This window comes from Modestobacter sp. VKM Ac-2986 (assembly GCF_026967795.1).
Lineage (GTDB): Bacteria > Actinomycetota > Actinomycetes > Mycobacteriales > Geodermatophilaceae > Modestobacter.
Genome location: NZ_JAPVBH010000002.1, coordinates 92334 through 116316 on the forward strand (window position 1 = coordinate 92334; position 23983 = coordinate 116316).

Here is a 23983-nt window from a genome sequence, read left to right on the forward strand (position 1 = left end):
AGGGGATCGACGGATGTCAATGTCTGCGGCACGATGGGCGCATGACCGCTGTCGCCTGCTGCTCGCCCCTGCAGGGCGCCCCCCTGTCGGCGGAGGACGCCCAGACGCTGGCCCGCACGGTCAAGGCACTGGCCGACCCGACCCGGCTGCGGCTGGTGTCGCTGGTCGCCGCGCACGGCGGCGAGGCGTGCGTCTGCGACCTCACCGAGCCGGTCGGGCTCTCCCAGCCCACGGTCTCCCACCACCTCAAGGTGCTCGTCGACGCCGGGCTGATGACCCGGGACAAGCGCGGGGTGTGGGCCTACTACGCCCTGGTGCCCGGCGCACTGGCCGACCTCGCCCGGGTGCTCTCCACGCCCTGACCGTCCACGCCCTGACCGCTCACGCGGTCGCCTCGGCGGGCACCGGCACCGGCGGGCGCACCCGCCGCCGGGACACCGCCACCCCCAGCAGGCAGACCGCGCCACCGACGAAGGCCAGACCCGGCGGCACCTCGTCCAGCAGCGCCCAGCCCAGCAGCACCACGATCGGCGGGACCAGGTACGTGGTGACCGCCAGCCGGCCGGCGTCCATCCGGCCCAGCGCGTAGGCCCAGGTGCTGAACGCCAGCGCCGTCGGCACCACCCCCAGGTAGACCATGCCGAGCACCGACGACGCCGGCGCCGCACCCAGGTCGGCGGCCAGCGCCCCGGCCCAGGGCAGGCAGCACAGCGCGCCGATGGCACAGGCGGTGAAGGTGACCTGCAGCGCGGGCAGCCGGCGCAGCAGCGGCTTCTGCGACACCACGCCGATCGCGTAGGTCAGCGCGGCCACCAGGCACAGGACGACGCCGAGCAGGTCCGCCCCCGCCTCGCGGGTGGCGAACCCGATGAGCAGGACGCCGCAGAAGGCGATCGCCAGCCCGATCACCAGCCAGCGCGGGAACCCCTCACCCAGCAGCAGCCCGGCGAAGACGGCGATGAGCACCGGGCCGATGTTGACCAGCATCGCGGTGGTGCCGGCGTCCAGGTGCTGCTCGGCGGCGTTGAGGGCCACGTTGTAGACGCCGAACCAACCCACCCCGCAGACGGCCAGCAGCCGCCACTCCCCCGCGGTCGGCCGCACCCAGCCACGCGGGGCCAGCAGCAGGCCGAGCACGAGGGTGCCGACCGCCAGCCGGCCCAGCGCCAGCGCGCCGGGCGAGAGGTCCGCACCGACCGCGCGGATGCCGATGAACGCCGAGGCCCAGGCCAGCACCGTCACCGAGACGGCGAGCAGGACCAGTGGGACGCGCGGGGTGGAGGGCACGTCGCCGACCCTAGGTGGCGCCGGCGACGTCCTCTGGCGGGATCCGGCCACCGCACCCGGGACTGGCCGTCCCGTTGCGACCGGAGGCAGTCCCGACGCGGTCGGGTCAGCGCGCCGGTGCGGCCAGCAGGTCGCGCACGGTGCGCGGCTCACGGCCCAGCAGCTCCCCGAGCAGCGGGTCGACGCCGGCGAAGAAGCCCTGCTCGGCGGCGGAGTACATGCCCAGCATGAAGCGGGCCACGAACTCCGGCGTCCCGCCGGCGACCTGGCCGGCGACCCACTCCTCGGGGTCGACCAGCACGCGCTCGACCGGGCGCCCGGCCACCTCGGCGGCGGTCGCAGCGACGTCGGCGAAGGTCGGTGCGGCGCCCGCGGTCAGGGTCACCGGCCCGTGCTGCGCGAGGTCCTCACCGACGCCCCGGCCGTGGCGGGGTCCGGGCCGATGGCCGCCACCGTCGCCTTCCACGCGGTCGCACCGCAGCTGGACGTGCTGACCCCGGGCGAGCAGCACCTGCTGGGTGAGCTGCTCGACCGGGCCGTCGACGCCCTGGCCGCCGGGCAGCCGTAGGCCCCGACCGGCGGTGCCCCGGGCCAGGATGGCCGGCATGAGCGAGTCCCTGCACCTGGCCGTGTCGGTCGACCGGCCCGCCACCGAGGTCTACGACTACGCCCGCGACCCCGCCCACCTGCCCGCGTGGGCGGCCGGGCTGGCCGGCGGCATCGCCGAGGTCGACGGCGAGTGGGTGGCGGACTCCCCGATGGGGCGGGTCGTCGTCCGCTTCGCCGAGCGCAACCCGTTCGGCGTCCTGGACCACGACGTGACGCTGCCCGACGGCACCACGGTGACCAACCCGCTGCGCGTGCTGCCCCACGGGGCGGGCTGCGAGGTCGTGTTCACGCTGCGCCGCGCGCCGGCGATGACCGACGCGGAGTTCGCCGCCGACGCCGCGGCGGTCACCGCCGACCTCGCCACCCTCAAGCGGGCGGTCGAGGCCGGCGGGTGAGGCTCAGCGCTGCTGCGCGGTGGGGCGCACCAGCACCTCGTTGACCGCTACGTGCGGCGGCTGGGTGACCACGTAGGTGATCGCCCGGGCGATGTCCTCGGCCTGCAGCGGCGTCATCTCGGTCGACATCTTCTTCGCCGCCTCCTTCGCCTCGGCCTGGGTGATGTGGTCGGTCAGCTCGGTGGCCACGGCGCCGGGCTCGACCAGCGAGATCCGCACCCCGCGCTCGGTCACCTCCTGGCGCAGCGACTCGCTGAACGCGTTGACCGCCCACTTGCTGGCGTTGTAGACACCGGCGCCGAGGCGGGCCGTCCGGCCGGCGACGCTGGAGATGTTCACGACGTCCCCGGACCCCTGCGCGACCATGCCCTCGATCGCGGCGTGGGTCATGTACATCAGGCCCAGGACGTTGGTCTGGATCATCCGGCGCCAGTCCTCGGGGTCGGCCCCGACGACGGTGCCCAGCAGCATGACGCCGGCGTTGTTGACCAGGACGTCGAGGCCGCCGAGCTCCTCGCGGGTGCGGGCGACCGCCGCCGTGCACTGCGCCTCGTCGGTGACGTCGAGGTCCAGCTGGAGCACCCGGGCGCCACCGTCGCGCAGCCGGGTGGCCAGGGCGTCGAGCCGGTCCCTGCGGCGGGCGCCGATCGCCACGGCGGCGCCGGCCTCGGCCAGGGCGACCGCGGTCGCCTCGCCGATGCCCGACGACGCCCCGGTGACCAGGGCGACCTTGCCCTCGAGCGGGCGGGTGTTCTCGGTCATGCGGATGCGCCTCCTCCGGGCCGCCGGACGCGGCCCCCGGGCCCCCGGTGCCCGTCCGGCGCCCCCGGCACGCACGAACTGGTTGCGCAGCGCATCACCCCGTGCGGACGGCGTCCGCAGCGGTCATCGACCGGCCCCTTCCCTCCCCGCCGCGAGCTCGCTCGTGGCAGGGAGGGAGGGGTCCTCGATCAGACGAGCGACTCGAGCCCGTCGTCCAGGACGGCGGCGGCGACGCTCTCCACCGGCGGGCGGTGCGGCTGGTCCAGGCCGCGGATCCGGGCGGCGTGCAGCGCGAGCAGCAGGTTCAACCGCAGCGTCGGGTCGGTGGTGAAGGGCCCGAGCATCCGCTCCAGCTTGCCGATCCGGTAGCGCATCGTGTTGTAGTGGAAGTGCAGCCGGCGCGCGGACTCCGCGACGTTGAGGTTGGTCTCCAGCAGCACGCGCAGCGTGTCGCGCAGGTCGACGGAGTCCGGGTCGGTCGAGTCGGCCAGCGAGCCGAGCACCTCGTCGACGTAGGAGCGCAGCTCGGAGCTGTCCGGGATCAGCGACAGCAACCGGAAGACGCCCAGCTGGTCGAAGTGGGTGACCGCGTGCCCGCCGTGGATCTCCTGGCCGACGACCAGGGCGCGCTGGGCCTGCTGGTAGGCGTCGCCCAGCACCTGCAGCGACTCCGCCGGGCGGCCGATGCCGGTGCCCAGCAGCCGGCCGACCCGGCGCAACCGCGCGTTGACCCGGGCGGTGACCGCCGCTACCAGCCCGGAGAGCTCCTCGGGGGTGCGCCCGTCCAGCGGCAGCACGGTGACGATCTCGGTGGCCAGGCCCGCGACGGCGGCACCGGCGACCTCGCTGTCGACCGCGGACCGCCAGCCGTCGGCGAGCCGGTCGAGGACGTCGAGCGCGCGGGTCGGGTCCGCCCCGGCGTCGGCGACGGTCTCGGTGGCGGTCACCAGGACGACGACCGGGCCGTCCAGCCGCCAGCCGAAGGACCGCGCGTAGGCCAGCGCCCGCTCGGTGTGGGCGAAGGAGCCACCGACGAGCCGGCGCACCATGTCGCCCTGGAACCGCAGCTCCACGGAGTGGACCGCCTGCAGCCGGATCTCCGACAGTGCCGCGATGACGGCGGCCTGCTCGAGCACCGCACCGGCGCCGAGCAGCATCGGCCCGTGCCGGTTCACCGCGACCAGCCAGCCGTGCCGCTGCTCGCCGGCCATGATCGGGGCGACGGCGTACTCCCCCACCCCGCCGGGCAGCTCGTGGTGACCGGGCACCAGCAGGATGCCGTCGGCCGGGGACAGGTCGGCGTCGGCCAGGACGTCGGCGGGGGTGACCACGCTCTGGTCGGCGCGGTTGCCCGACAGCCTGCGGGCCGGGGTCAGGTCACCGAAGGCGTCGTCGGCGGCGGCGTCGAGCAGCCACAGCCAGTCGCGGATCTCGGTGACCTCCTCCTGCGGGCCGGCGTCGGTGGCCACCTCGCGGTCCGGCCCGAGCCCCAGCACCGCCGCACCGGCCAGGAAGGTCGACACCTGGGTGGTCACCTCGGCCAGCCCACCGCCGGACAGCGCGACGTCGATGAACTGGTTGTGCATCCGGTTGGCGAGGCTGAGCGCCTGGGTCTGCTTGTCGATGATCGCGCCGAGCACCTCGGCGACGACCTCGTCCAGCCGGGTGGACGACGGCAGCGCGAGCACCGGGAACCCGCGCCGGTCGGCCTCGGCCAGCACCTCGGCGGGCACCTCGCCGGCGGCGTTGCCCTGCCCGCCCTCGGACCGGAAGGCCAGCGCGCCGCTGCCGGCGCGGTGCAGGCGCTCGATCACCGCGCGGCTCTGCACGGCGTCACGGGAGCCCAGCCGGCCGGCGAGCACCACGAGCACGTCGGGGCCGGCGCTGCCGAGGGGGTCGTTGGGCTCCTCGACGACGACGTGCCGCACGATGCGCCGAGTGCCGGTGGCACCGCCGACGACGATCGTCCCGGTGAGGCCCGGGAGGTCCAGGAGCTGGTCGACGGTGAGCCCCATGCTGTCCTGCAGGGCGGTGCGGTCGGCCGGGGGCAGCTGCGAGAGCACCGGTTCCGCGGACGGCGGGACGCTGCTGAACGTAGCCGCCCGGTCGCTGTGTGCAACGTAAGTCACGGACGTCTCACGATCAGTCACTGTACGTACCCCCAAAACGCCGTGTCACGAAGAACTCGGCGAGATTCTGTCAGACGTCTCTGGACGCGCGAACCCACACTTGGCGAGAATCGCCATACAGGTCTGAGGGACGCGCCACATACGTTCGTCCTTCCGACCTGTGTCCCGACCGGATGGTAGGCGGCCCCGCGCTCGAGGGGGTCGGTGCCGGCCGCCCGGGAGCACAGACCGGGACGGCAGTCGGCACATCGACCGCTGCCGGCGACCGCACGGGGGTGGAGGTCAGATGCGCACGATCGACGAGAGCACCGGCGGGCAGGGCGACGCCGCGACCAGCGAGGACAGGGCCGGTACCGGCCCACGCCGTACCGCCGCACCACGATCGACCGCGACGCGGGGCCTCGCCCCGTCCGAGGCCGGGCGTTCGGCGCCGGCGCCGGCGCCGCGCTCGGGACGCCCGGGCCGGGCTGCCCGTGCCGGCATGCCGACGCTGCACCTGTCCGGGGGTGCGTCGTCGGGTCTCGTGCCCGCGCCGCGTCCGTCGGTGCCGGCCCAGGCGAGCACCGGGGTGGCCGAGCTGCTCCGTGGCCCGCTGCGCCAGGGCACGGTGCTGCTGTCGGCGCCCACGGCGCTGTACGTCACCGTGCCGACGCCCTCCGGGCCCGAGGTGGTCGGCGTGCTGACCTCCGACGCCGCCCGGCTGCCGCTGGGCTGCATCCTGTTCCGCCCGTCCAACGGCCGCCCGCTGGTCTCCGCGCCCAGCGGCGCCCCGGCCGTCGTCGGTGGTGGCCGGCTCGTCGTCGGTGACCTCACGGTGAGCGCGGCCGCGTGGTGGGACCCGCGCCCCAAGCTGCCCACCGCCCGCCCGGCGCTGCTGCCCGAGGGCGTCCGTGAGCTGCGGGCCGCGCTCTACGGCGAGGGCGTCCCGCACAGCGCCTTCGTGCTGCCCGGGCTGGCCGGTGGCCCCAGCGGCCCGCTCGCCGCGCTGCGCGGAGCGGTCCGCCGCGCCGACCTGGACGCGGCGCTGCGCACCGCGACCCGGCTGATCGGCGAGGGCCCGGGCCTCACCCCGGTGGGCGACGACGTGCTGGCCGGCACCACCGCCGGCCTGGTGCTGCTGGGCCACCCGGCCGCCGAGCGTTTCGCCAGCGGGGTCACCGGCCTGGCCGCCGGGCGCACCACCGAGCTGTCCCGCGCCCTGCTGCGGCACGCCGCGGCCGGGCGGGTCACCGGGGAGTACGCCGCCGTGCTGCGCGCGATGGTCGGCGACGGTCCCCTGGTCCCGGCGATCCGGGCCCTGCTGAGCAGCGGCTCGACCAGTGGCCGGGCGCTGGCCCTGGGGCTGTGCACCGCGATCGACCTGGTCGAGCGGACCGGCCGGCCCCGCTGAGCCTCCCCGGTCCGGTCGGCGTCAGCCGGTCGGACCGGGCAGCAGCGCGCCGAGCCGGTCCCACTGGGCGATCCGGCACCCGTCGGTGCGGGAGAGCGCCAGGTCCACCGGCTCCCCCGCCCAGCGGCCGGTGACGCGTGCGGTCTGCGGGCCGCCGAACAGCTGGGTGCACATGGTGTCGGCCGGGAGTTCTGCGAAAGGGTCGGGCTGGCCGGTCAGCTGGGCGCAGGCCGCGGCCGGGTCGGGCAGGTCCCCGGTGGGCTGGTCGGCGCAGGACAGCCGGTAGGTCTGCGCGGCCTCGCCCTGTTCGGGCACCAGTTCGACGACCAGCTCGCCGTCGGCGGGCTCGCCGGAGGCGGCCGGGTCGCTCGGCACGGCCGCGGAGCTGGACGCCTGCGCGGACGCGGCTCCCGTCGTCGACGACCCGCCACAGGCGGTGAGCAGGACGGACGACAGCAGCAGGACCGGGACGGCGATGCGGCGCATCCCCCCAGCATGCCGCGTCCGGCACGCGGTCGGCCGAGACACGACCCGCACCGGGACGGCGCCGCCCCGAGGGAGGCACCGACGACGCCCCGCCGCCCGGTGGGCGGAGAGCTCCCCGTCGACGGGCTCACGACCGGCGCCAGGACCACGTGCGGAGACAGTCGAGCCCTGCCCCCAGGTGGGGGCAGGGCTCGATGTCGCGGCGGACCACCCGTGACGGTCGTCGGGACGACCGCAGCGGGCAGCGGCCTCAGATGCGGGAGGCGGCGATGCTGGTGACGAGGATGGCGCGGGCGCCGAGCTCGTAGAGGTCGTCCATGACCCGGTTGGTGTCGTCCTTGCCGACCATCGCGCGCACCGCCGACCAGCCGGGCGTGTGCAGCGGGCTGACCGTGGGGCCCTCGAGCCCGGGGGTGATCGCGGTGGCCCGGGCGAGCAGGTCGTTGGGGCAGTCGTAGTCGAGCATCACATACCGCCGGGCGACCAGCACACCCTGCAGCCGCCGGCGCAGCTGGGCCACGGCCGGGATCTCGTCGGCGCCCTCGCGGCGCACCAGCACGGCCTCGCTGGACAGCACCGGCTCGCCGATGATCCGCAGTCCGGCCGCCCGCAGCGTCGTCCCGGTCTCCACGACGTCGCAGACGGCGTCGGCGACACCGAGCCGGCAGGCGGTCTCGACCGCGCCGTCGAGCTTGACGACCTCGGCCTTCATGCCGGTGGAGTCCAGGAACCGCTGCAGCAGCCCCGGGTAGGCGGTGGCGATCCGCTTGCCCTCGAGCTGGGCCACCTCGTCGATGGCGGAGTCCGCGGGGCTGGCGAACCGGAAGGAGGACCGCCCGAAGCCCAGCGGCATGACCTCGGCCGCGACCGCCCCGGCGCCGTCGGTCGGGGTGGTCTCCAGCAGCATGTCGCGGCCGGTGATGCCGACGTCCAGCGTGCCGGCGGCGACGTAGATCGCGATGTCCCGCGGGCGCAGGTAGAAGAACTCGGTGTCGTTCTCCGGGTCGTAGACCGCGAGGTCCTTGAGGCTGCGCCGCTGCCGGTAGCCGCTCTCGGCGAGCATCGTCTGAGCGGGTTCGCTCAGGACGCCCTTGTTCGGGACGGCGACGCGCAGCACAGCAGACTCCTCAGGTCGTTCGGCCCCGCTGCAGGGACCCGCCGCGAGCTTGCTCGTTGCGGGGGGCAGCGGGGTCCTCGTTCAGAGGTGAGCGTAGACGTCGGCCAGGGACAGGCCACGGGCCAGCATCAGCACCTGCACCCGGTAGAGGAGCTGGCTGATCTCCTCCGCCGTGCGCTGCTCGTCCTCGAACTCGGCGGCCATCCAGGACTCGGCCGCCTCCTCGACGACCTTCTTCCCGGCGGCGTGCACGCCGTCGGTGACGGCGGTGACGGTGCCCGAGGCCGGGTCGCCGGCGGCGACCTTCTCGCTCAGCTCGGCGAAGAGCTCGTCGAAGGTCTTCACGCGGGGGTCACCCCGAAACCGGTGCCCTGCTTGGGCGTGCGCAGCTCGCGCAGGACCAGTGCGGTCTGCAGCGCGGCGGCGGCGGCCTCCCAGCCCTTGTCCTCACCGGAGTCGTCCAGGCCGGCCCGGTCGCGGGCCTGCCGCTCGCCCTCGGTGGTGAGCACGCCGTTGCCGACGGGCTTGCCGGAGTCCAGCGCCACCCGGGTGAGGCCGGCGGTGAAGGAGTCGCAGACGTACTCGAAGTGCGGCGTCCCGCCGCGGACGACGACACCCAGGGCGACGACGGCGTCGTGGGTGGCGGCCAGCGCCTGGGCGACCACCGGCAGCTCGAGGGCGCCGGGCACCCGCACGACGGTCGGCGAGGGCACGCCCGACGCTTCGGCGCAGGCGACCGCCCGCGCCAGCAACGAGTCGGCGATCTCGCGGTGCCAGGTGCCGGCCACGATGCCCAGGGTCAGTCCTGTGGCGTCGATCGGCTGCTGGCCCGGTGCTCCGGCCCCGCTCATGGGTGCTCCTCGTGGTGGGTTGGTGCCAGGGTCGACAGTGCAGTCTGCCCGGTGCGGGTGGCGGGGCCGATCACAGCGGCTGCTCCTCGGAGCGCCGCACCGGCACGGCGGGCTCGACCACGGACTCCGGCTCGATGATCTCCAGCAGGTGGCCCATCCGGTCGCGCTTGGTGCGCAGGTAGCCGATGTTGTCGGCCGTGACGTGGGTGGGCAGCCCGACCCGGCCGGTGATCTTCAGGCCGTAGCCCTCCAGGCCGGCGCGCTTGGTCGGGTTGTTGGTGAGCAGCCGCATGGTGCGGATGCCCAGGTCGACCAGGATCTGTGCGCCGGTGCCGTAGTCGCGGGCATCGGCGGGCAGGCCCAGGCCCAGGTTGGCGTCGATGGTGTCCGCGCCGGCGTCCTGGAGCTGGTAGGCCTGCAGCTTGTGCAGCAGGCCGATGCCCCGGCCCTCGTGCCCGCGGATGTAGAGCACGACGCCGCGGCCCTCGACCGCGACGGCGGCGAGCGCGGCGTCCAGCTGGGGGCCGCAGTCGCAGCGCAGCGAGCCGAAGACGTCGCCGGTGAGGCACTCGGAGTGCACGCGCACCAGCACGTCCTCGCCGTCGGCGATGTCGCCGTAGACGAAGGCCACGTGCTCGCGCTCGTCGTAGGAGCTGCGGTAGCCGACCGCGGTGAACTCCCCGGCGCGCAGCGGCACCCGCGCCTCGGCGACCCGCTCGACGAGCTTGTCGAAGCGCTTGCGGTAGGCGATCAGGTCGGCGATGGAGACCATCACCAGGTCGTGGGCGTCGGCGAACTCACGCAGCTCGGCACCGCGGGCCATGCCGGTGGGGTCCTGCTCGCTGACGACCTCGCACAGCGCACCGGCCGGCCGCAGCCCGGCCAGCACGGCCAGGTCGACGGCGGCCTCGGTGTGACCGGGGCGCCGCAGCACCCCGCCGTCCCGGGCGCGCAGCGGGACGACGTGGCCAGGACGGGCCAGGTCGCCGGAGGTCGCCTCGGCCGAGGCCAGGACGCGGATGGTGCGCGCACGGTCGACGGCGGAGATGCCGGTCGTGACGCCCTCGCGGGCGTCGACGGTGACGGTGTAGGCGGTGCCGCGGCGGTCCTGGTTGACCCGGAACATCGGCGGCAGGTCGAGCCGGTCGGCGTCGGCCTCGCTGACCGCGACGCAGATGTAGCCCGACGTGTAGCGCACGGTGAAGGCGACGACCTCGGGGGTGGCCAGCTCGGCGGCGAAGATCAGGTCGCCCTCGTTCTCGCGGTCCTCGTCGTCGATGACGACGACGGGCCGCCCGCCCTTGATCGCGGCGATGGCGTCCTCGATGGTGTCCAGCCGCAGCTCGCTCATCGACGTGCCCCCAGCAGCCGCTCGACGTACTTGGCGATGACGTCCACCTCCAGGTTGACCGGGCTGCCCGGGGTGCGGGCGCCCAGCGTGGTCTCGCGCAGCGTGGTGGGGATCAGGCTGACCTCGAACCACGGCTCGGGCTCGTCGGCCAGCGCGCTGACCGTCAGCGAGACCCCGTCGACGGTGATCGAGCCCTTCTCCACCACGTAGCGGGCCAGCTCCACCGGGACGGCGATGCGCACGACCTCCCACTGGTCGCCGGGCGTGCGCGACACGACGGTGCCGACGCCGTCGACGTGGCCCTGCACGATGTGCCCGCCCAGGCGGGTCTCGGCGGTGACGGCGCGCTCGAGGTTCACCGCGTCGCCGACGCCGGTGGCGCCCAGGCTGGACCGCCGCAGCGTCTCGGCCATGACGTCGGTGCTCCACACGCTGGTGCCGTCGGCGTCGCCCTGGACGCCGGTCACGGTCAGGCACACGCCGTTGACCGAGATCGAGTCGCCGAGGGCGACGCCGTCCAGGGTCTTGCGGGCCCGGATGCGCAGCACGGCGCTGTCCGCGCCGTCCTCACGCACCTCCAGGGTGCCGAGCTCTTCCACGATGCCGGTGAACACGTCAGCTCCCTCCGCCGGTCGTCGGCCCACCAGTGTGCCGGGTGGGCCGCAGCCGGATCTGCACGTCCCCGCCCAGGCGGGTGACGTCGGTGATCGTCAGGTGCAGCGCACCGGTGATCGTGGCGATTCCCAGGCCGCCGACCATGGGTGCACCGTCACCCAGCAGCAGCGGCGCCTGGTGCAGCACCACCTCGTCGACGAGGCCCGCGGCGAGGAACGCCGCGGCCAGGGTGGGGCCGCCCTCCAGCAGCAGCCGGCGGACGCCGCGGTCGAACAGCTCGGCCAGCAGGGCAGCCGGGTCGGCGGCGCGGCTGACCACCGTGGCGGCCGCGTCGTCGTGCACCCGGGCGGTGGCCGGCACCCGGCCGCGCCGGTCCAGCACCACGCGCAGCGGCTGCCGGTCGGCGTTGCGGCCGTCGGCGTCGCGGACGGTGAGCTGGGGGTCGTCGGCCAGCACGGTGCCCGACCCGACCAGGACCGCGTCGCAGGTGGCGCGCAGCCGGTGCACCTCGGCGCGGGCGGCCGGTCCGGTGATCCAGCGGCTGGTGGTGTCGGCGGCGGCGACCCGGCCGTCGAGGGTGGTGGCGACCTTCCACACGACCTGCGGGCGGTGCTCGCGCACCCCGGTCAGCCAGCCGGCCAGCGCGCCGTCCTCGGCGGCCTGCTGCTCGGCGCCCAGCTCGACGTCGACCCCGGCGGCGCGCAGCCGGGCGGCCCCGCCGACGGCCAGCGCGGTGGGCTCGGGGACGGCGACGACGACCCGGGCGATGCCGGCGGCGAGCAGCGCGTCGGCGCACGGCCCGGTGCGGCCGGTGTGCGCGCAGGGCTCGAGGGTGACCACCGCGGTGCCGCCGCGGGCGCGCTCGCCGGCCTGGGCGAGGGCGTGCACCTCGGCGTGCGGGCCGCCGACCGGTGAGGTGGCGCCCTCCCCGGCGACCGCGCCGTCGGCGTCGAGCACGACCGCGCCGACCGGCGGGTTCGGGCTGGTGGTGCCCAGCACCCGCTCCCCCAGCTCGCGGGCGCGGGCCATCGCCGCCTGCTCGACGGCGTTCACCGGGCCGCGGCGGCCTTGGCCCGCAGCGCCCGGATCGCCGCGGCCGGGTCGTCGGCGCCGTAGACGGCCGAACCGGCGACGAAGACGTCGGCGCCGGCCGCTGCGGCCTGCTCGATGGTGTCGGCGTTGATCCCGCCGTCGACCTCGACGAAGAGCTGCAGGTGCCCGGTGTCGACGAGCCGGCGGGCCTCCTTCACCTTGCTCATCGTCTCGGCCATGAACGACTGCCCACCGAAGCCGGGCTCGACGGTCATCACCAGCAGGGTGTCGAAGTCCGGCAGCACGTCGAGGTAGGCCTCCAGCGGCGTCCCCGGCTTGATCGCCAGCCCGGCCAGCGCACCGGCGGCCCGCAGGTCGCGGGCGACGGCGCGCGGGTCGGTGCAGGCCTCGGCGTGCACCGTGACGTTGCGGGCACCGGCCTCGGCGTACCCGGGGGCCCAGCGCTCGGGGTCGGTGATCATCAGGTGGCAGTCCAGCGGCACCGGGCTCACCGCCTGGATGGCCTGCACGACCGGCAGGCCCAGGGTCAGGTTGGGCACGAAGTGGGCGTCCATGACGTCGACGTGCACCCAGTCGGCGTCGGTGATCCGCTGCACCTCGTCGGCGAGCCGGGCGAAGTCGGCGGACAGCAGACTGGGCGCGATCATCGGTTCCTGTGCCACGCGGTGATCGTAGGTGCCTGGTCCGCCGCGCCCGATCGGGCGACTCCCGGCCGCTCCTGCCCCCGGCGGTGACGGGGAGAGCAGCACGGACGCGGACCTGCTCAGCTCCGTGGAGGTCGTGTGACCTGCACCGACGTCGGGCCCACGTGCACCTGTCCCCGGCGCCCCGGTGGCTGCTCTGCGTGCTGACCGCGGACGCGTCCGACGTCGGGACCGTCGTCGGGCTCGCCCCCGTGATGCCGATGACCGTCACGCCGGGCAGCACCCGGTGCAGACGCACCGGACGCCGCAGACGTGCCATGAGCGCCACCCCGGACCGGGCGCCGACTGGTGCGGCGGTCACGGCCATCGCCCGGGTCACCGGACCGCGACCGGCGCGGGCAGCTGAGACGGCGAGCCCACCGACCCGGTGACGAGCCGCCGACAGCGGCCACCGGGCCGCTGCGCCGGCGGTGCGCCGCGGTCACCGAGCACCCCGCCTGGGCACGGGGCCCGCGACGCGGCCGACGCCCTGGCGCCGTGCCACCCTCGATCCCGATCGGGTGTGAGCCAGGTCACCCACCCGGCGTGGCGGACCGGTCCTCCCTCGCGTGGCGAGGCGCTGGCCAGGCACTTCCTGTGACCAGGTTGTGACGTTGCGTTGTGCGACCTAGCGTCCTCCGGCACCGGGACCCGCTCCGTGGAGCACCCGGCCCCTGCCCCGCTGGACGAGGAGCCTCATGCCCCGCACCACCCGCCGGACCGCCACGCACACCGTGGCCACCGGCCTGGCCCTGGCCACCGCACTGGGCCTGGCCGCCCTCACCCCGTCCGCCGCCTCCGCCGCACCCCCGGCGGCCAGCCCGGCCCCCGGCTACGTCCAGGGCGCGCTGCAGAACTACGCGGTCAACATCAGCACCGCCAACCGCGGTCAGACGCTGAAGGTCGAGCGGGCCGTCGCGGCGGCCGGCGGCACCGTCGTGGAGTCCTATGCCGAGATCGGCGTGGTCATCGCCCAGTCCGACAACGCGGACTTCGCCGCGGCGCTGCGCCGGGACAAGACCGTGGAGTCCGTCGGCGCCACCCGCACCGCCGCCGTGGCCGTCACCGACCCGACCTACGGCGTCAGCGACCCGCTGGCCAAGGGCGAGTCCGGCAAGGGCAAGCCCGGCGCACGGGTGACCCGGACGCCGAGCATCGAGGACACCACGACCGCCGCGGCCGACCCGCGCGAGGCCGAGCAGTGGGACATGCAGGCCATCGGCGCCGACCAGGCACACCTGGTCACCGACGGCAGCCGGGACGTGCTGGTCGCCGTCCTGGACTCCGGGATCCAGGGCGACCACCCCGACCTCGCGGCCAACATCGACACCGCCGCCTCGGCCAGCTGCCTCAGCGGGTCCCCGGACTCCAGCTACGCCTCCTGGCAGCCCACCACCAGCGACCACGGCACCCACGTGGCGGGCACCATCGCCGCGGCCCGCAACGGGGTCGGCATCGTCGGGGTGGCGCCGGGTGTGCGGATGTCGTCGGTCAAGGTCGTCAACGACGACGGCTTCATCTTCGCCGAGGCGGCGATCTGCGGTTTCATGCACGCGGTGGCCACCGGCGCCGACGTCACGAACAACAGCTACTACATCGACCCGTGGCAGTTCTGGTGCGACGACGACGCCGACCAGCGCGCCGTCAAGACCGCCGTCGACCGGGCGGTGCAGTACTCGCAGGACGGCGGTGTCGTGAACGTGGCGGCGGCCGGCAACTCCAACGTCGACCTGGCCCACAAGACCACCGACAGCTCCAGCCCGAACGACACCACCCCGGTCACCCGGACGATCGACGCCGGCTGCGAGGACATCCCGGCCGAGCTGGACGGCGTCGTCACCGTCTCCTCGACCACCTCGACGGGGGCGCGGTCGTCCTTCTCCAACTACGGCGAGGGCGTCATCGACGTCGCCGCCCCGGGCTCGCGGATCCTGTCCACCGTCACCGGCAGCGGTTACGGCCTGAAGTCGGGCACCTCGATGGCCTCCCCCCACGTGGCCGGCGTGGTCGCGCTGCTGAAGTCCGCGCACCCGGAGCTGTCCGGCACCGCGCTGACCGACCTGCTGTACGCCCAGGCCGACGACGTCCCCTGCCCGACCGGGACGACGACCTGCACCGGCCCCGCGGCCGACAACGGGTACTTCGGCGAGGGCCTGGTCGACGCACTGGAGGCCGTGCGCTGACCGGTTGAACGACCTGCACGGGACGGGGCGCACCGCAGACCGGCGGTGCGCCCCGTCCTGCGTTCAGCCGACCGCGGCCCGCTCGGCCTCGCTCGTCAGCAGGCAGAACTCGTTGCCCTCCGGGTCGGCGAGCACGAACCATCCGCCACCGCCGGGCCGGCGCCGGTCCTCGACCACCACCGCGCCCAGTTCCAGCAGCCGCAGCAGCTCGGCGTCCCGGGTGCCGGAGGCCGGCCGCAGGTCCAGGTGCAGCCGGTTCTTGCCCACCTTCGCGTCGGGCACGTCGATGAACAGCAGCCGCTGGTGCCCGTCGGGCGAGAAGAGCATGCACTCGGCGTCCCCGTGCTCGTTCGGGTCGTCGGGGTCCTCGGCCCAGCCGAGCACGGCGGCCCAGAACAGCGACTGGGCGTGGGCGTCGCGGCTGTCGACGGTGACGTGGGAGAGCAGCGCGGTCATGACGGGCAGGGTCCCCAACGGCCGTGCCCACGTCCAGCGCGATCGGACCTGCCAGGATCCGCGCATGCGCCTGATCGACCTGAGCCACGTCGTCGAGCACGGGATGACCACCTACCCCGGCCTGCCCGCCCCCGAGATCGGCGTCCACCTGGGCTTCGAGGAGTCCCACGGCGCCTACGCCGCGGGCACCGAGTTCCAGATCGGCCGCATCGCCATGGTCGCCAACACCGGCACCTACCTCGACACCCCCGCGCACCGGTACCGCGACGGGCACGACCTGGCCGGCCTGCCGCTGGAGCGCTGCGCCGGGCTGCCGGCCGTCGTCGTCCGGGCCGCCGGGCTCGGGCACGCCCTGGACACCGCGGCGTTCACCGGGCTGGACGTCGCCGGCTGCGCGGTGCTGGTGCACACCGGCTGGGACGCCCACTGGGGCACCGAGGCCTACCTCGACCGCGACCACCCGCACCTGACCGAGGACGGCGCCCGCGCGCTGGTGGACGCCGGGGCGACGCTGGTCGGCATCGACTCGGTGAACATCGACGACACGCTCGGCACTGCCCGCCCGGCACACAGCACGCTGCTGGCCGCCGACATCCCGGTGGTCGAGCACCTCACCGGGCTCGGCGGCCTGCCCGACACCGGCGCGGTGTTCACCGCCGTCCCGGTCGCCGTCCGCGGGCTGGCCACCTTCCCGGTGCGCGCCTTCGCCTCGCTCGGCTGAGCCCCGCACGGCCGGCGCCGCGAGATCCGCGTCCTCGTGGCCTCACGGGCCGGGAGGCCACGAGGACGCAGATCTCGCGGGCGGGCACGGTCCCGCGGGACCGTCCCCGGGCTCAGCAGGCGGGACGGCGTGCACGCGAGGACGCGGATCTCGCGGGCGAGACGGTCCCGCGGGACCGTCCCGCCGGGCTCAGCAGGCGGGACGGCGTGCCGCGTGTGCCCGGTCCGCGGCGGACACGGGCACCCGCAACAGGCTGACCGGCCGGGCGCCGGGTGCCCTCAGCGGGTGCGGCGGAGCAGGGCCAGGAACATCGCGTCGGTGCCGTGCCGGTGCGGCCACAGCTGCCCGTAGTCGCCCCGGGCGATGCCCGGCACCTCGGGGAACAGCGGCGCGATCGGCAGCACCTCGACGTCGTCGCGCCCGGCCACCGCGTCGACGATGGCGACCGTCTCCGCGGTGTGCGGCGAGCAGGTCACGTAGGCGACCACTCCCCCGGGCCGGACCGAGGCCAGCGCGCTGTCCAGCAGCCGGGTCTGCAGCTCGGCCAGCGGTGCGACGTCCTCCGCGGTGCGGCGCCAGCGCACCTCGGGACGGCGGCGCAGCGCCCCCAGCCCGGTGCAGGGTGCGTCGAGCAGCACCCGGTCGAAGGAGCCGGCCGGCCAGTCGGGCGCGGTGGCGTCGGTGACCCGCACGTCGACGTCGTCCTCCCCGGCCAGCGCGCCGCGCACCAGCTCGGCCCGGTGCTCGGCGCGGTCGGCGGCGGTCAGGTGCACCCCGGCCGGGCGGACGGCGGCCAGCAGCCCGGCCTTGCCGCCAGGGCCGGCGCACATGTCCAGCCAGGCGGCGTCCGGGCCCTCGAGCGGGGCGCGGGTCAGGGCGAGCGCGGCCAGCTGGCTGCCCTCGTCCTGCACCGCGGCCGCACCGGACCGCACACTGCGCACCTTGCCGGGGTCTCCCCCGCCCAGCCGGACGGCGTAGGGCGACCACGGGCCGGCCTCACCGCCGGACTCGGCGACCAGCGCGTCGCGGTCGACGTGCCGGGCCACCAGGTGCACCTCCGGCGCCAGGTCGTCGGCCAGCAGCGCGGCCTCGACCTCGGTGTCCTCGCCCAGGGCGTCGCGCCAGGCGTCGACGATCCAGCGCGGGTGGTCGGTGCTCAGCGCGAGCCGGTCGGCGTCCTCGGCGGGGGCCAGTGCGGCCACCCACGCCGCCCGGTCACCGCCGGCCGCGACCTTGCGCAGCACCGCGTTGACCAGGCCGGAGGCCCCGGTGCCCACGATCGCCCGGGTGAGCGCGACGGTGGTGTCGACGGCCGCGTGCGCGGGGACCCGCAGGTCGACGATCTGGTACGTGCCCAGCCGCAGCAGGTCGAGCACCTTGCGGTCCAGCTCGGCCAGCGGCCGGGAGACCAGCGTGGTCAGGACCGCGTCCAGCGTGCCGGTCGCGCGCAGCGTGCCGTAGGCCAGCTGGGTGGCGAAGGCGGCGTCGCGCGGTTCGAGCTGGCGCTCGCGCAGCAGCTGGGGCAGCAGCAGGTTGGCGTAGGCGTCGCGGCTGGAGACGCCGTCGAGCACGTCGTAGGCGGTCAGCCGGGCGCCGTCCAGCACCGGCCGGTGCCGCCGGGACTGCGGGCGCTGGTTGCCGGTGCCCGGGTCGTTGCGCCGCTTGTGACCGGCCCGCCGGTCGGGGGCGGTCATGCTCCCCCCTGCTCGCCGAGGCGCTCGCCGGCTACGAGCCGGGCGCCGCGCGCCCAGTCCGCCGCGGGGAGCACCTTCTTGCCGGCCGGCTGCACCTCGGTGAGCCGGACGGCGCCGCGCGCGGTGCCCACCAGCACGCCGGTGGGACCGACCGACAGCTCACCGGCCTCCAGGGCCAGCGAGGACTGCAGCGGCTCGACCGGGGCCAGCCGCAGCCGGTTGCCCCGGAAGGTGGTCCAGGCGCCCGGCGCCGGGGTGACCCCGCGGACCCGCCGGTCGACCACGTGCGCCGGCAGCGCCCAGTCGACCCGGGCGTCCTCGGTCTGGATCCGCGGCGCCAGGCTGATGCCCTCGGCCGGCTGCGGCTCGGCCCGGAGCGAGCCGTCGGCGATGCCGTCGAGGGTCGCCACGAGCAGCCCGGCGCCGTTCACGGCCAGCCGGCCGAGCAGGTCCCCGGCGGTGTCGCGGGGACCGATCGGCTCGGTCACCACGCCGAACACCGGGCCGGTGTCCAGGCCCGCCTCCAGCTGGAAGGTGGCCGCACCGGTGACCTCGTCACCGGCCATGAGCGCGTGCTGCACGGGGGCGGCACCGCGCCAGGCCGGCAGCAGGGAGAAGTGCAGGTTGACCCAGCCGTGCACCGGGACGTCGAGGGCCGCGGGCGGCACGAGCGCGCCGTAGGCGACCACCGGCGCGCAGTCGACGGCCAGCTCGCGCAGGGTGTCCAGGAACTCCGGCTCGCGGGGCGAGCGGGGCTGCAGCACCGGGATGCCGGCGGCGTCGGCCCGCTCGGCGACCGGGGACCGGCTGGTGCGCCGTCCCCGCCCGGCCGGGGCGTCGGGGCGGGTGAGGACGGCGACGACCTCGTGCGTGGAGCCCAGCAGCGCCTCCAGGGAGGTGACCGCCGGGGCCGGGGTGCCGGCGAACAAGAGCCTCAGTGGGGGCTCACCTTCACGACGGGGACCGGCAGCGGCGAGCCCTCGGGCAGCCAGGACGGGTGCCCCTGCCACTCGGCGGCCTGCAGGACGTCCAGGGCGGCGGCGCGCGCCTCGGTGTCGAGCCGGTCGACGAACAGGACGCCGTCGAGGTGGTCGGTCTCGTGCTGGATGGCCCGGGCCAGCTTGTGCGAGCCCTCCACGCGCAGCGGCTCGCCGTACATGTCCCAGCCGGTGGCCGCGACGGTCAGGTAGCGGTCGCAGTCGAACCGGTACCCGGGGATCGACAGGCAGCCCTCGGCGTCCCGCTCGACGTCCTCGCCCACGGGGACGACGTCGGGGTTGACGATGTGGCCGACCTCGCCGTCGACATACCAGGTGAAGACCCGCAGGCCGACGCCGATCTGGGGCGCGGCGAGGCCGGCGCCACCGGCGGCGTGCATGGTGTCGGTCAGGTCGGCGACGAGCTGCTGCAGCTCCTTGTCGAAGTCGACGACGGGGGCGGCCGGGGTGCGCAGCACCGGGTCGCCCATGATCCGGATCGGGGTGACGCTCACCGGGTGAGTCTAGGCGGCGCCCAGGACGCCGGGAGCGCGGTTCCCTCGCTACCGTGCTGAGGATGACCCCGGTGACCTCCCACCACGCCCGCGCCGTCGTCGGCAGCGCCGCCGACGGACTGGTCCTCGCCCTCTGCGGCGCCCTGCTGGACCACCCCGCCCGCTCGGCGGCCCGCCGCCGGCTGTACCTCGCCATGGCCGGGGTCGCCGCCGTCGACGTCGGCGTCGCCGAGCTGCCGGCGCTGCGGGCGGCGCTGGTCGACGGCGTGCCCCCGGAGCAGATGTCGTCGGAGGAGCTGGCGGTGCGGCTGCGGCAGGGAGTCGTCGTCGGCGCGTGGGGGCTGGTCCTGACGGTGGTCGACGGCCCGCTGGCCCGCGCGCTGCGCGCCCGCGGGGTCGACCGTCCGCACCTGCTGCTGGGTGCCGTGGCCGGGCTGGGCGCGGCACTGAGCACGCTGCCCAGCTGGTGGCGCCAGGCCGACGAGCTCGCCGCGGTCGACCGGGCCACCGCCCGGCTGGACGAGGAGCTCGCGGAGCTGCTCGACCAGCCGGCCGGCTGACCTGCCGGTCAGCTGCTGAGCTGCACCGTGCTGCGGTCGGCCTCGACGTGCTGGGCCTGCGTGGCCAGCTGGGCCGCGCCCTCGGCGTCGTCCACGCCGACCGTGGCCGGGAACTGGCCGTCGTGGGCGGTGACGGTGCCGGTGAAGTCGACCCGGTCACCCTGACGCACCTGGTACGGCGACTCACCGGCGGCACCGGCGAGCTGGACCCACACGCGCTGGGCGTCGGAGCTGCCGACCCAGAAGCCCTCGTCGGCGGGGACGGAGAGCACCTGCACGGCGGTTGCGGTGACCTGCTGGCCGGCGACCTGCCCCAGCACCGGGGCCGGGTCCGCCGGGGCCGCGGGGTCCAGGACGGCGGTGCCGTCGGCGGCGACGAGGCTGCTCGGCTGCCCGGCCGCGGCCCCACCGGCCGCACCGCCACCGGCCGAGCTGGTGGCGCTGGGTGAGGAGCTGGCACTGGACGACGGGCTGGCCGAGGCCGAGGACGACGAGCTGCTGGGGCTGCTGGACGCGCCGGCGGCACCCGGCTGGGGGTCGTCGTCGCCACCGCACTGGCTGAGCAGCAGCAACAGCGCGATCACCGCGGCGGCGAGGGCCAGGGCGAGCCACAGGCCCTTCCGCTTCTTCTGCGGGCCGACGCTGGTGGCGCCGCGGGTGGTGCCGGCGGCGGGCTGACGGGGGTCGGTCATGGGTGCTCCTGACGTGAGGACGCCGCCCGGCAGTGGACCGGGCGGCGCGAGGGGACCCGGCGGTCCGGAGCCCAGACCGCCAGCCGTCCCCCGCTACCCGGCGCGTTCACGACGTGAACTGCGCAGGTCGGCGGCTCAGGCCAGCTCGAGCGGGTCCAGCTGCACGCGCACGTGCTCGGGCACCTTCCGCGCGCTGCGCACCCCCTGCACGTCGTGCAGCGCCCGGGCCAGCGCGACGCCCTCGCTGCGCCGGATCCGCACCAGGTACCGCTCCCGCTCGCCCTCCTGCCCCGGCCGCGGCGGCTCCGGGACCGGCCCCAGGACGTCGGCGCCCTCGGGCAGCCGCAGGGCGGCCAGGAACTCCGCCAGCGCGGCCGGGGACGCCGACAGCGAGGCCATCCGGGTGACCGGCGGGAAGCCGAGCTCGCGGCGGTCGGCGAGCTCACGGGTGGCCAGCCCGGCCGGGTCCCAGCGCACCAGCGCCTGTACGACCGGGTGCGCGGCGTCGGCGGACACCACGACCCGCCCGCCGGCCTGCACGAGCGCCGCGGCGTTCATCCAGCGCCGCATCGTCTCCTCCCCCGCCCGCAGGTCCGCCCGGCCCAGCAGCGCCCAGGAGTCCAGCAGCAGGGCGGCGCCGTAGCCGCCCTCGGCGACCGGCTCGGCCCCGGGGGTGGCGACGACGATCGCCGGGTCGCCGGGGACGGTGGCCAGCACGCCGGAGCTGCGGCCGGACACCCGCACCGCCGCCCCGGGGAACGCCCGGCCCAGCTCCTCGGCCGTGCGGGAGGCCCCGATGACGGCGGCGCGCAGCTTGGTGCCGTGGCAGTGCGGGCAGTCGAACGTGGCCGCCGGCCGCGCGCACCACCGGCAGGCGGCGATGCGGACCCCGTTCGGCCCGGGCGAGGGGGCGATGCCCAGCGGCCCGGCACAGTGCGCGCACCGCGCCGGGGCGCGGCAGCGGTCGCAGACCAGCGAGGGCACGTAGCCCGAGCGGGGCACCTGGATCAGCACCGGCCGGCCGGCCTGCAGGGCCTTGCGGGCGACGTCGAAGCCGAGGGTGGGCAGCCGGGCGGAGCGTGCCGCGGGGTCGCGGGCCAGCTCGAAGTCGCTGCCCAGCGCCTCGACCCGCGGCGCGGCCGTGCGCAGCGTGGCGCGGTCGGCGACCAGCTCGTGCGCCCAGCCGGACTCCACCAGCAGCGCGGCCTCGGCGGTGCGCGCGGTGGCGGCGACGACCGCGGCGCAGGAGGCCAGGTGCGCCCGGTGCACCAGCACGTCGCGGGCGTGCGGGTAGGGGGCGCGGGGCTCGGCGTGCAGGTCGTCACCGTCGTCCCAGATGACCACCAGGCCCAGGTCGCGCACCGGGGCGAACACCGCCCCGCGGGTGCCCAGCACCACCTGGGCGGTGCCGCGGGAGGCGGTGAGGAACCGGCCGTAGCGGGTGTCGGGCGTGGAGTCGGCGCGCAGCACGGCGACCGAGCCGGCCGGCAGCAGCCGCTCGGCCGCGGCGGCCAGCCGGTCGAGGTCCTTGCCGTCGGGGACCACGACGAGGGCACCCCGCCCGCCGGACAGCGCCGCCTGGCACAGCTCGACCAGCCGGGTCGGCCAGTCCTCCCCCGGCAGCGCCGTCCACACCGCGCGGGCCGGGTGCCCCTGGGCGACGGCCTCCAGCAGCAGCGGCCCGGTCGGGTAGCGGGCGAACCCGGCCGGGTCCGGCGCCGACGGGGGCGGCGGCGGGTCCTGCCGGGGCCGCTTCTCCGGCGCGCCCCGGCGGGGCGGCAGCGCCAGCCGCAGGACGTCGGTCATGGAGCCTGCGTAGCGGTCGGCGACCGAGCGGGTCAGCTCGGCGACCTCGGGGGTGAGCACCGGCTCGGGCGAGACGACCTTGGCCAGCGGGGCCAGCTTGCCGGTGTGGTCGGTGCTCCCGGCGAGCTCGACGACCACGCCGTCGACGAGCTTGCCGGCGAACCGCACGCGCACCCGGCAGCCGGCCACGACCTGCTCGGCCAGCTCCTCGGGCACCGCGTAGTCGAAGGGCCGGTCCAGGTGGGCCAGCGGCACATCGACGACGACCCGGGCCACCCGCTGTGCGCGGGTGCCCGGGTCACCGACTGTCTCGGCCCCCTTGGAGGGGCCCGCCACGAGCGTGCGAGTGGTGGGGGGCAAGTGGGTCCTTCGTCAGACGCCCGTGGCCGCGCGGAGGGCGTCGACGCGGTCCAGCCGCTCCCAGGGCAGCTCGATGTCGGTGCGCCCGAAGTGGCCGTAGGCGGCGGTGGGGCCGTAGATCGGGCGGAGCAGGTCCAGGTCGCGGACGATCGCGCCCGGGCGCAGGTCGAACACCGAGGTGATCGCCTTCTCCAGCACGTCCTCCGGGACGGCGTTGGTGCCGAAGGTCTCCACGAACAGGCCGACCGGGTGCGCGGCGCCGATCGCGTAGGCCACCTGCACCTCGCAGCGTCGCGCCAGGCCCGCGGCGACGACGTTCTTGGCCACCCAGCGCATCGCGTAGGCACCGGAGCGGTCGACCTTCGACGGGTCCTTGCCGGAGAAGGCGCCGCCACCGTGCCGGGCCATGCCGCCGTAGGTGTCGACGATGATCTTGCGGCCGGTGAGCCCGGCGTCGCCCATCGGGCCGCCGATGACGAACTTGCCGGTGGGGTTGACCAGCAGCCGGTGGCCGGTGGTGGGCAGCCCGAGCTCGGCGAGCGCGGGGACGACCACCAGCTCCTCGATGTCGGGGGCCAGCAGCGTGTCGATGGAGATGTCCTCGGCGTGCTGGGAGGACACGACCACGGTGTCCACGGCGACCGGGCGGTCGTCCTCGTAGACGACGGTGACCTGGGTCTTGCCGTCGGGCCGCAGGTAGGGCACCGAGCCGTCCTTGCGCACCGCGGACAGCCGGCGGGACAACCGGTGCGCCAGCGCGATGGGCAGCGGCATCAGCTCGGGGGTCTCGTCGCTGGCGTAGCCGAACATCAGGCCCTGGTCGCCGGCGCCCTGGCGCTCGATCATGTCGTCGGCCACCGCGGCGCGGTGCTCGGCGCCGCTGAGCTCGGCCCGGCGGGCCTCGTAGGCGGTGTCCACGCCCTGGGCGATGTCCGGGGACTGCGCGCCGATGGAGACGCTGACCCCGCACGAGGCGCCGTCGAAGCCCTTGCGCGAGGAGTCGTAACCGATCCGCAGGATCGTCCTGCGGACGATCTCGGCGATGTCGACGTAGCCGGAGGTGGTCACCTCACCGGCGATGTGCACCTGACCGGTGGTGATCATCGTCTCGACGGCCACCCGGCTACGGGGGTCCTGGGCGAGCATCTCGTCGAGGATCGCGTCGCTGATCTGGTCGGCGATCTTGTCCGGGTGGCCCTCGGTCACCGACTCGGACGTGAAGAGGCGGCGTGACACTGGGTTCTCCCTGCAGTCGGCTGCCGAGCGCGTGCATCGCGGTCGGGAGGGCCTC

Annotated in this window: 26 protein-coding genes; 7 read left to right on the forward strand and 19 right to left on the reverse strand. The window is 75.8% G+C overall.

The window, feature by feature from the left end; translation table 11 throughout:
- Positions 1 to 41: 41 nt before the first annotated feature.
- A complete protein-coding gene (locus tag O2W14_RS04670; RefSeq protein ID WP_269174916.1) occupies positions 42 to 362 on the forward strand; it encodes an ArsR/SmtB family transcription factor in 321 nt (106 codons plus the stop codon).
- A gap of 19 nt (positions 363 to 381) precedes the next feature.
- On the opposite strand, the gene O2W14_RS04675 is transcribed toward O2W14_RS04670, so the two are convergent.
- Together O2W14_RS04675 and O2W14_RS04680 are read right to left on the reverse strand one after the other, a co-directional pair.
- On the reverse strand, positions 382 to 1287 hold the full coding sequence (locus tag O2W14_RS04675) for a DMT family transporter (protein WP_269174917.1): 906 nt from the start codon (positions 1285 to 1287) through the stop codon (positions 382 to 384).
- Between the two features lie 106 nt (positions 1288 to 1393).
- On the reverse strand, positions 1394 to 1672 hold the full coding sequence (locus O2W14_RS04680; protein WP_269174918.1) for a hypothetical protein: 279 nt from the start codon (positions 1670 to 1672) through the stop codon (positions 1394 to 1396).
- Between the two features lie 6 nt (positions 1673 to 1678).
- Here O2W14_RS04680 and O2W14_RS04685 point away from each other — a divergent pair, with 6 nt between their 5' ends.
- The gene (locus tag O2W14_RS04685) at positions 1679 to 1855 is read left to right on the forward strand and encodes a hypothetical protein (protein ID WP_269174919.1); all 177 of its coding nucleotides are present in this window, start codon (positions 1679 to 1681) and stop codon (positions 1853 to 1855) included.
- A gap of 37 nt (positions 1856 to 1892) precedes the next feature.
- On the forward strand, positions 1893 to 2291 hold the full coding sequence (locus O2W14_RS04690) for an SRPBCC family protein (protein ID WP_269174920.1): 399 nt from the start codon (positions 1893 to 1895) through the stop codon (positions 2289 to 2291).
- Positions 2292 to 2294: 3 nt separating this feature from the next.
- On the opposite strand, the gene O2W14_RS04695 is transcribed toward O2W14_RS04690, so the two are convergent.
- Positions 2295 to 3053 carry an SDR family NAD(P)-dependent oxidoreductase gene (locus O2W14_RS04695; protein ID WP_269174921.1) on the reverse strand — a complete coding sequence of 253 codons (759 nt, stop codon included), beginning with the start codon at positions 3051 to 3053 and terminating at the stop codon, positions 2295 to 2297.
- Between the two features lie 188 nt (positions 3054 to 3241).
- Positions 3242 to 5116 (reverse strand): PucR family transcriptional regulator, encoded by a 1875-nt coding sequence (locus O2W14_RS04700; protein WP_269174922.1) that lies wholly within the window; start codon positions 5114 to 5116, stop codon positions 3242 to 3244.
- Between the two features lie 547 nt (positions 5117 to 5663).
- On the opposite strand from O2W14_RS04700, the gene O2W14_RS04705 reads away from it, so the two are divergent.
- Positions 5664 to 6572, forward strand: coding sequence for a DUF2877 domain-containing protein (locus tag O2W14_RS04705; protein ID WP_269174923.1), 909 nt, complete (start codon positions 5664 to 5666; stop codon positions 6570 to 6572).
- A 21-nt stretch (positions 6573 to 6593) separates the two neighbouring features.
- Here O2W14_RS04705 and O2W14_RS04710 read toward each other — a convergent pair whose 3' ends face one another.
- The 8 genes from O2W14_RS04710 to rpe all read right to left on the reverse strand — a co-directional run bounded on the left by O2W14_RS04710 (position 6594) and on the right by rpe (position 12707).
- Positions 6594 to 7058 carry an SSI family serine proteinase inhibitor gene (locus O2W14_RS04710; RefSeq protein ID WP_269174924.1) on the reverse strand — a complete coding sequence of 155 codons (465 nt, stop codon included), beginning with the start codon at positions 7056 to 7058 and terminating at the stop codon, positions 6594 to 6596.
- Positions 7059 to 7308: 250 nt separating this feature from the next.
- On the reverse strand, positions 7309 to 8175 hold the full coding sequence (hisG, locus tag O2W14_RS04715; RefSeq protein ID WP_269174925.1) for an ATP phosphoribosyltransferase: 867 nt from the start codon (positions 8173 to 8175) through the stop codon (positions 7309 to 7311).
- An 81-nt stretch (positions 8176 to 8256) separates the two neighbouring features.
- The gene (locus O2W14_RS04720) at positions 8257 to 8520 is read right to left on the reverse strand and encodes a phosphoribosyl-ATP diphosphatase (RefSeq protein WP_269174926.1); all 264 of its coding nucleotides are present in this window, start codon (positions 8518 to 8520) and stop codon (positions 8257 to 8259) included.
- Positions 8517 to 9026, reverse strand: a complete 510-nt coding sequence (ribH, locus tag O2W14_RS04725) for a 6,7-dimethyl-8-ribityllumazine synthase (protein WP_269174927.1) — start codon at positions 9024 to 9026, stop codon at positions 8517 to 8519. The genes O2W14_RS04720 and ribH overlap by 4 nt, the downstream gene beginning before the upstream one ends.
- 70 nt (positions 9027 to 9096) lie before the next feature.
- The gene (locus O2W14_RS04730) at positions 9097 to 10377 is read right to left on the reverse strand and encodes a bifunctional 3,4-dihydroxy-2-butanone-4-phosphate synthase/GTP cyclohydrolase II (protein ID WP_269174928.1); all 1281 of its coding nucleotides are present in this window, start codon (positions 10375 to 10377) and stop codon (positions 9097 to 9099) included.
- Complete coding sequence (locus O2W14_RS04735; RefSeq protein ID WP_269174929.1) at positions 10374 to 10991, reverse strand: riboflavin synthase; 618 nt, start codon at positions 10989 to 10991, stop codon at positions 10374 to 10376. Before O2W14_RS04735 ends, O2W14_RS04730 begins: the two co-directional genes overlap by 4 nt.
- Position 10992: 1 nt before the next feature.
- Positions 10993 to 12045 (reverse strand): bifunctional diaminohydroxyphosphoribosylaminopyrimidine deaminase/5-amino-6-(5-phosphoribosylamino)uracil reductase RibD, encoded by a 1053-nt coding sequence (gene ribD, locus O2W14_RS04740; RefSeq protein ID WP_269174930.1) that lies wholly within the window; start codon positions 12043 to 12045, stop codon positions 10993 to 10995.
- Positions 12042 to 12707 (reverse strand): ribulose-phosphate 3-epimerase, encoded by a 666-nt coding sequence (gene rpe, locus O2W14_RS04745; RefSeq protein ID WP_269174931.1) that lies wholly within the window; start codon positions 12705 to 12707, stop codon positions 12042 to 12044. The genes ribD and rpe overlap by 4 nt, the downstream gene beginning before the upstream one ends.
- 719 nt (positions 12708 to 13426) lie before the next feature.
- Between rpe and O2W14_RS04750 the strand changes: the two genes are divergently transcribed.
- Positions 13427 to 14911 (forward strand): S8 family serine peptidase, encoded by a 1485-nt coding sequence (locus O2W14_RS04750; protein ID WP_269174932.1) that lies wholly within the window; start codon positions 13427 to 13429, stop codon positions 14909 to 14911.
- 63 nt (positions 14912 to 14974) lie between these two features.
- Here O2W14_RS04750 and O2W14_RS04755 read toward each other — a convergent pair whose 3' ends face one another.
- Entirely contained in the window at positions 14975 to 15367 is a 393-nt protein-coding gene (locus O2W14_RS04755) for a VOC family protein (RefSeq protein ID WP_269174933.1), read from the reverse strand.
- 64 nt (positions 15368 to 15431) lie between these two features.
- Here O2W14_RS04755 and O2W14_RS04760 point away from each other — a divergent pair, with 64 nt between their 5' ends.
- Complete coding sequence (locus O2W14_RS04760) at positions 15432 to 16088, forward strand: cyclase family protein (protein WP_269174934.1); 657 nt, start codon at positions 15432 to 15434, stop codon at positions 16086 to 16088.
- A gap of 278 nt (positions 16089 to 16366) precedes the next feature.
- On the opposite strand, the gene O2W14_RS04765 is transcribed toward O2W14_RS04760, so the two are convergent.
- From O2W14_RS04765 to def, 3 genes are read right to left on the reverse strand one after another with little or no spacing between them, the layout of a single operon-like run.
- On the reverse strand, positions 16367 to 17782 hold the full coding sequence (locus O2W14_RS04765) for an RsmB/NOP family class I SAM-dependent RNA methyltransferase (RefSeq protein WP_269174935.1): 1416 nt from the start codon (positions 17780 to 17782) through the stop codon (positions 16367 to 16369).
- Entirely contained in the window at positions 17779 to 18711 is a 933-nt protein-coding gene (gene fmt, locus O2W14_RS04770; RefSeq protein ID WP_269174936.1) for a methionyl-tRNA formyltransferase, read from the reverse strand. Before fmt ends, O2W14_RS04765 begins: the two co-directional genes overlap by 4 nt.
- 5 nt (positions 18712 to 18716) lie before the next feature.
- Positions 18717 to 19274, reverse strand: coding sequence for a peptide deformylase (gene def / locus O2W14_RS04775; protein WP_269174937.1), 558 nt, complete (start codon positions 19272 to 19274; stop codon positions 18717 to 18719).
- A gap of 62 nt (positions 19275 to 19336) precedes the next feature.
- Between def and O2W14_RS04780 the strand changes: the two genes are divergently transcribed.
- On the forward strand, positions 19337 to 19834 hold the full coding sequence (locus O2W14_RS04780) for a hypothetical protein (protein ID WP_269174938.1): 498 nt from the start codon (positions 19337 to 19339) through the stop codon (positions 19832 to 19834).
- A gap of 8 nt (positions 19835 to 19842) precedes the next feature.
- On the opposite strand, the gene O2W14_RS04785 is transcribed toward O2W14_RS04780, so the two are convergent.
- The 3 genes from O2W14_RS04785 to metK all read right to left on the reverse strand — a co-directional run bounded on the left by O2W14_RS04785 (position 19843) and on the right by metK (position 23928).
- Positions 19843 to 20526 carry a hypothetical protein gene (locus O2W14_RS04785; protein WP_269174939.1) on the reverse strand — a complete coding sequence of 228 codons (684 nt, stop codon included), beginning with the start codon at positions 20524 to 20526 and terminating at the stop codon, positions 19843 to 19845.
- Between the two features lie 135 nt (positions 20527 to 20661).
- Positions 20662 to 22692, reverse strand: a complete 2031-nt coding sequence (locus O2W14_RS04790) for a primosomal protein N' (RefSeq protein WP_269174940.1) — start codon at positions 22690 to 22692, stop codon at positions 20662 to 20664.
- A 12-nt stretch (positions 22693 to 22704) separates the two neighbouring features.
- On the reverse strand, positions 22705 to 23928 hold the full coding sequence (metK, locus tag O2W14_RS04795) for a methionine adenosyltransferase (protein WP_269174941.1): 1224 nt from the start codon (positions 23926 to 23928) through the stop codon (positions 22705 to 22707).
- Positions 23929 to 23983 lie beyond the last annotated feature (55 nt).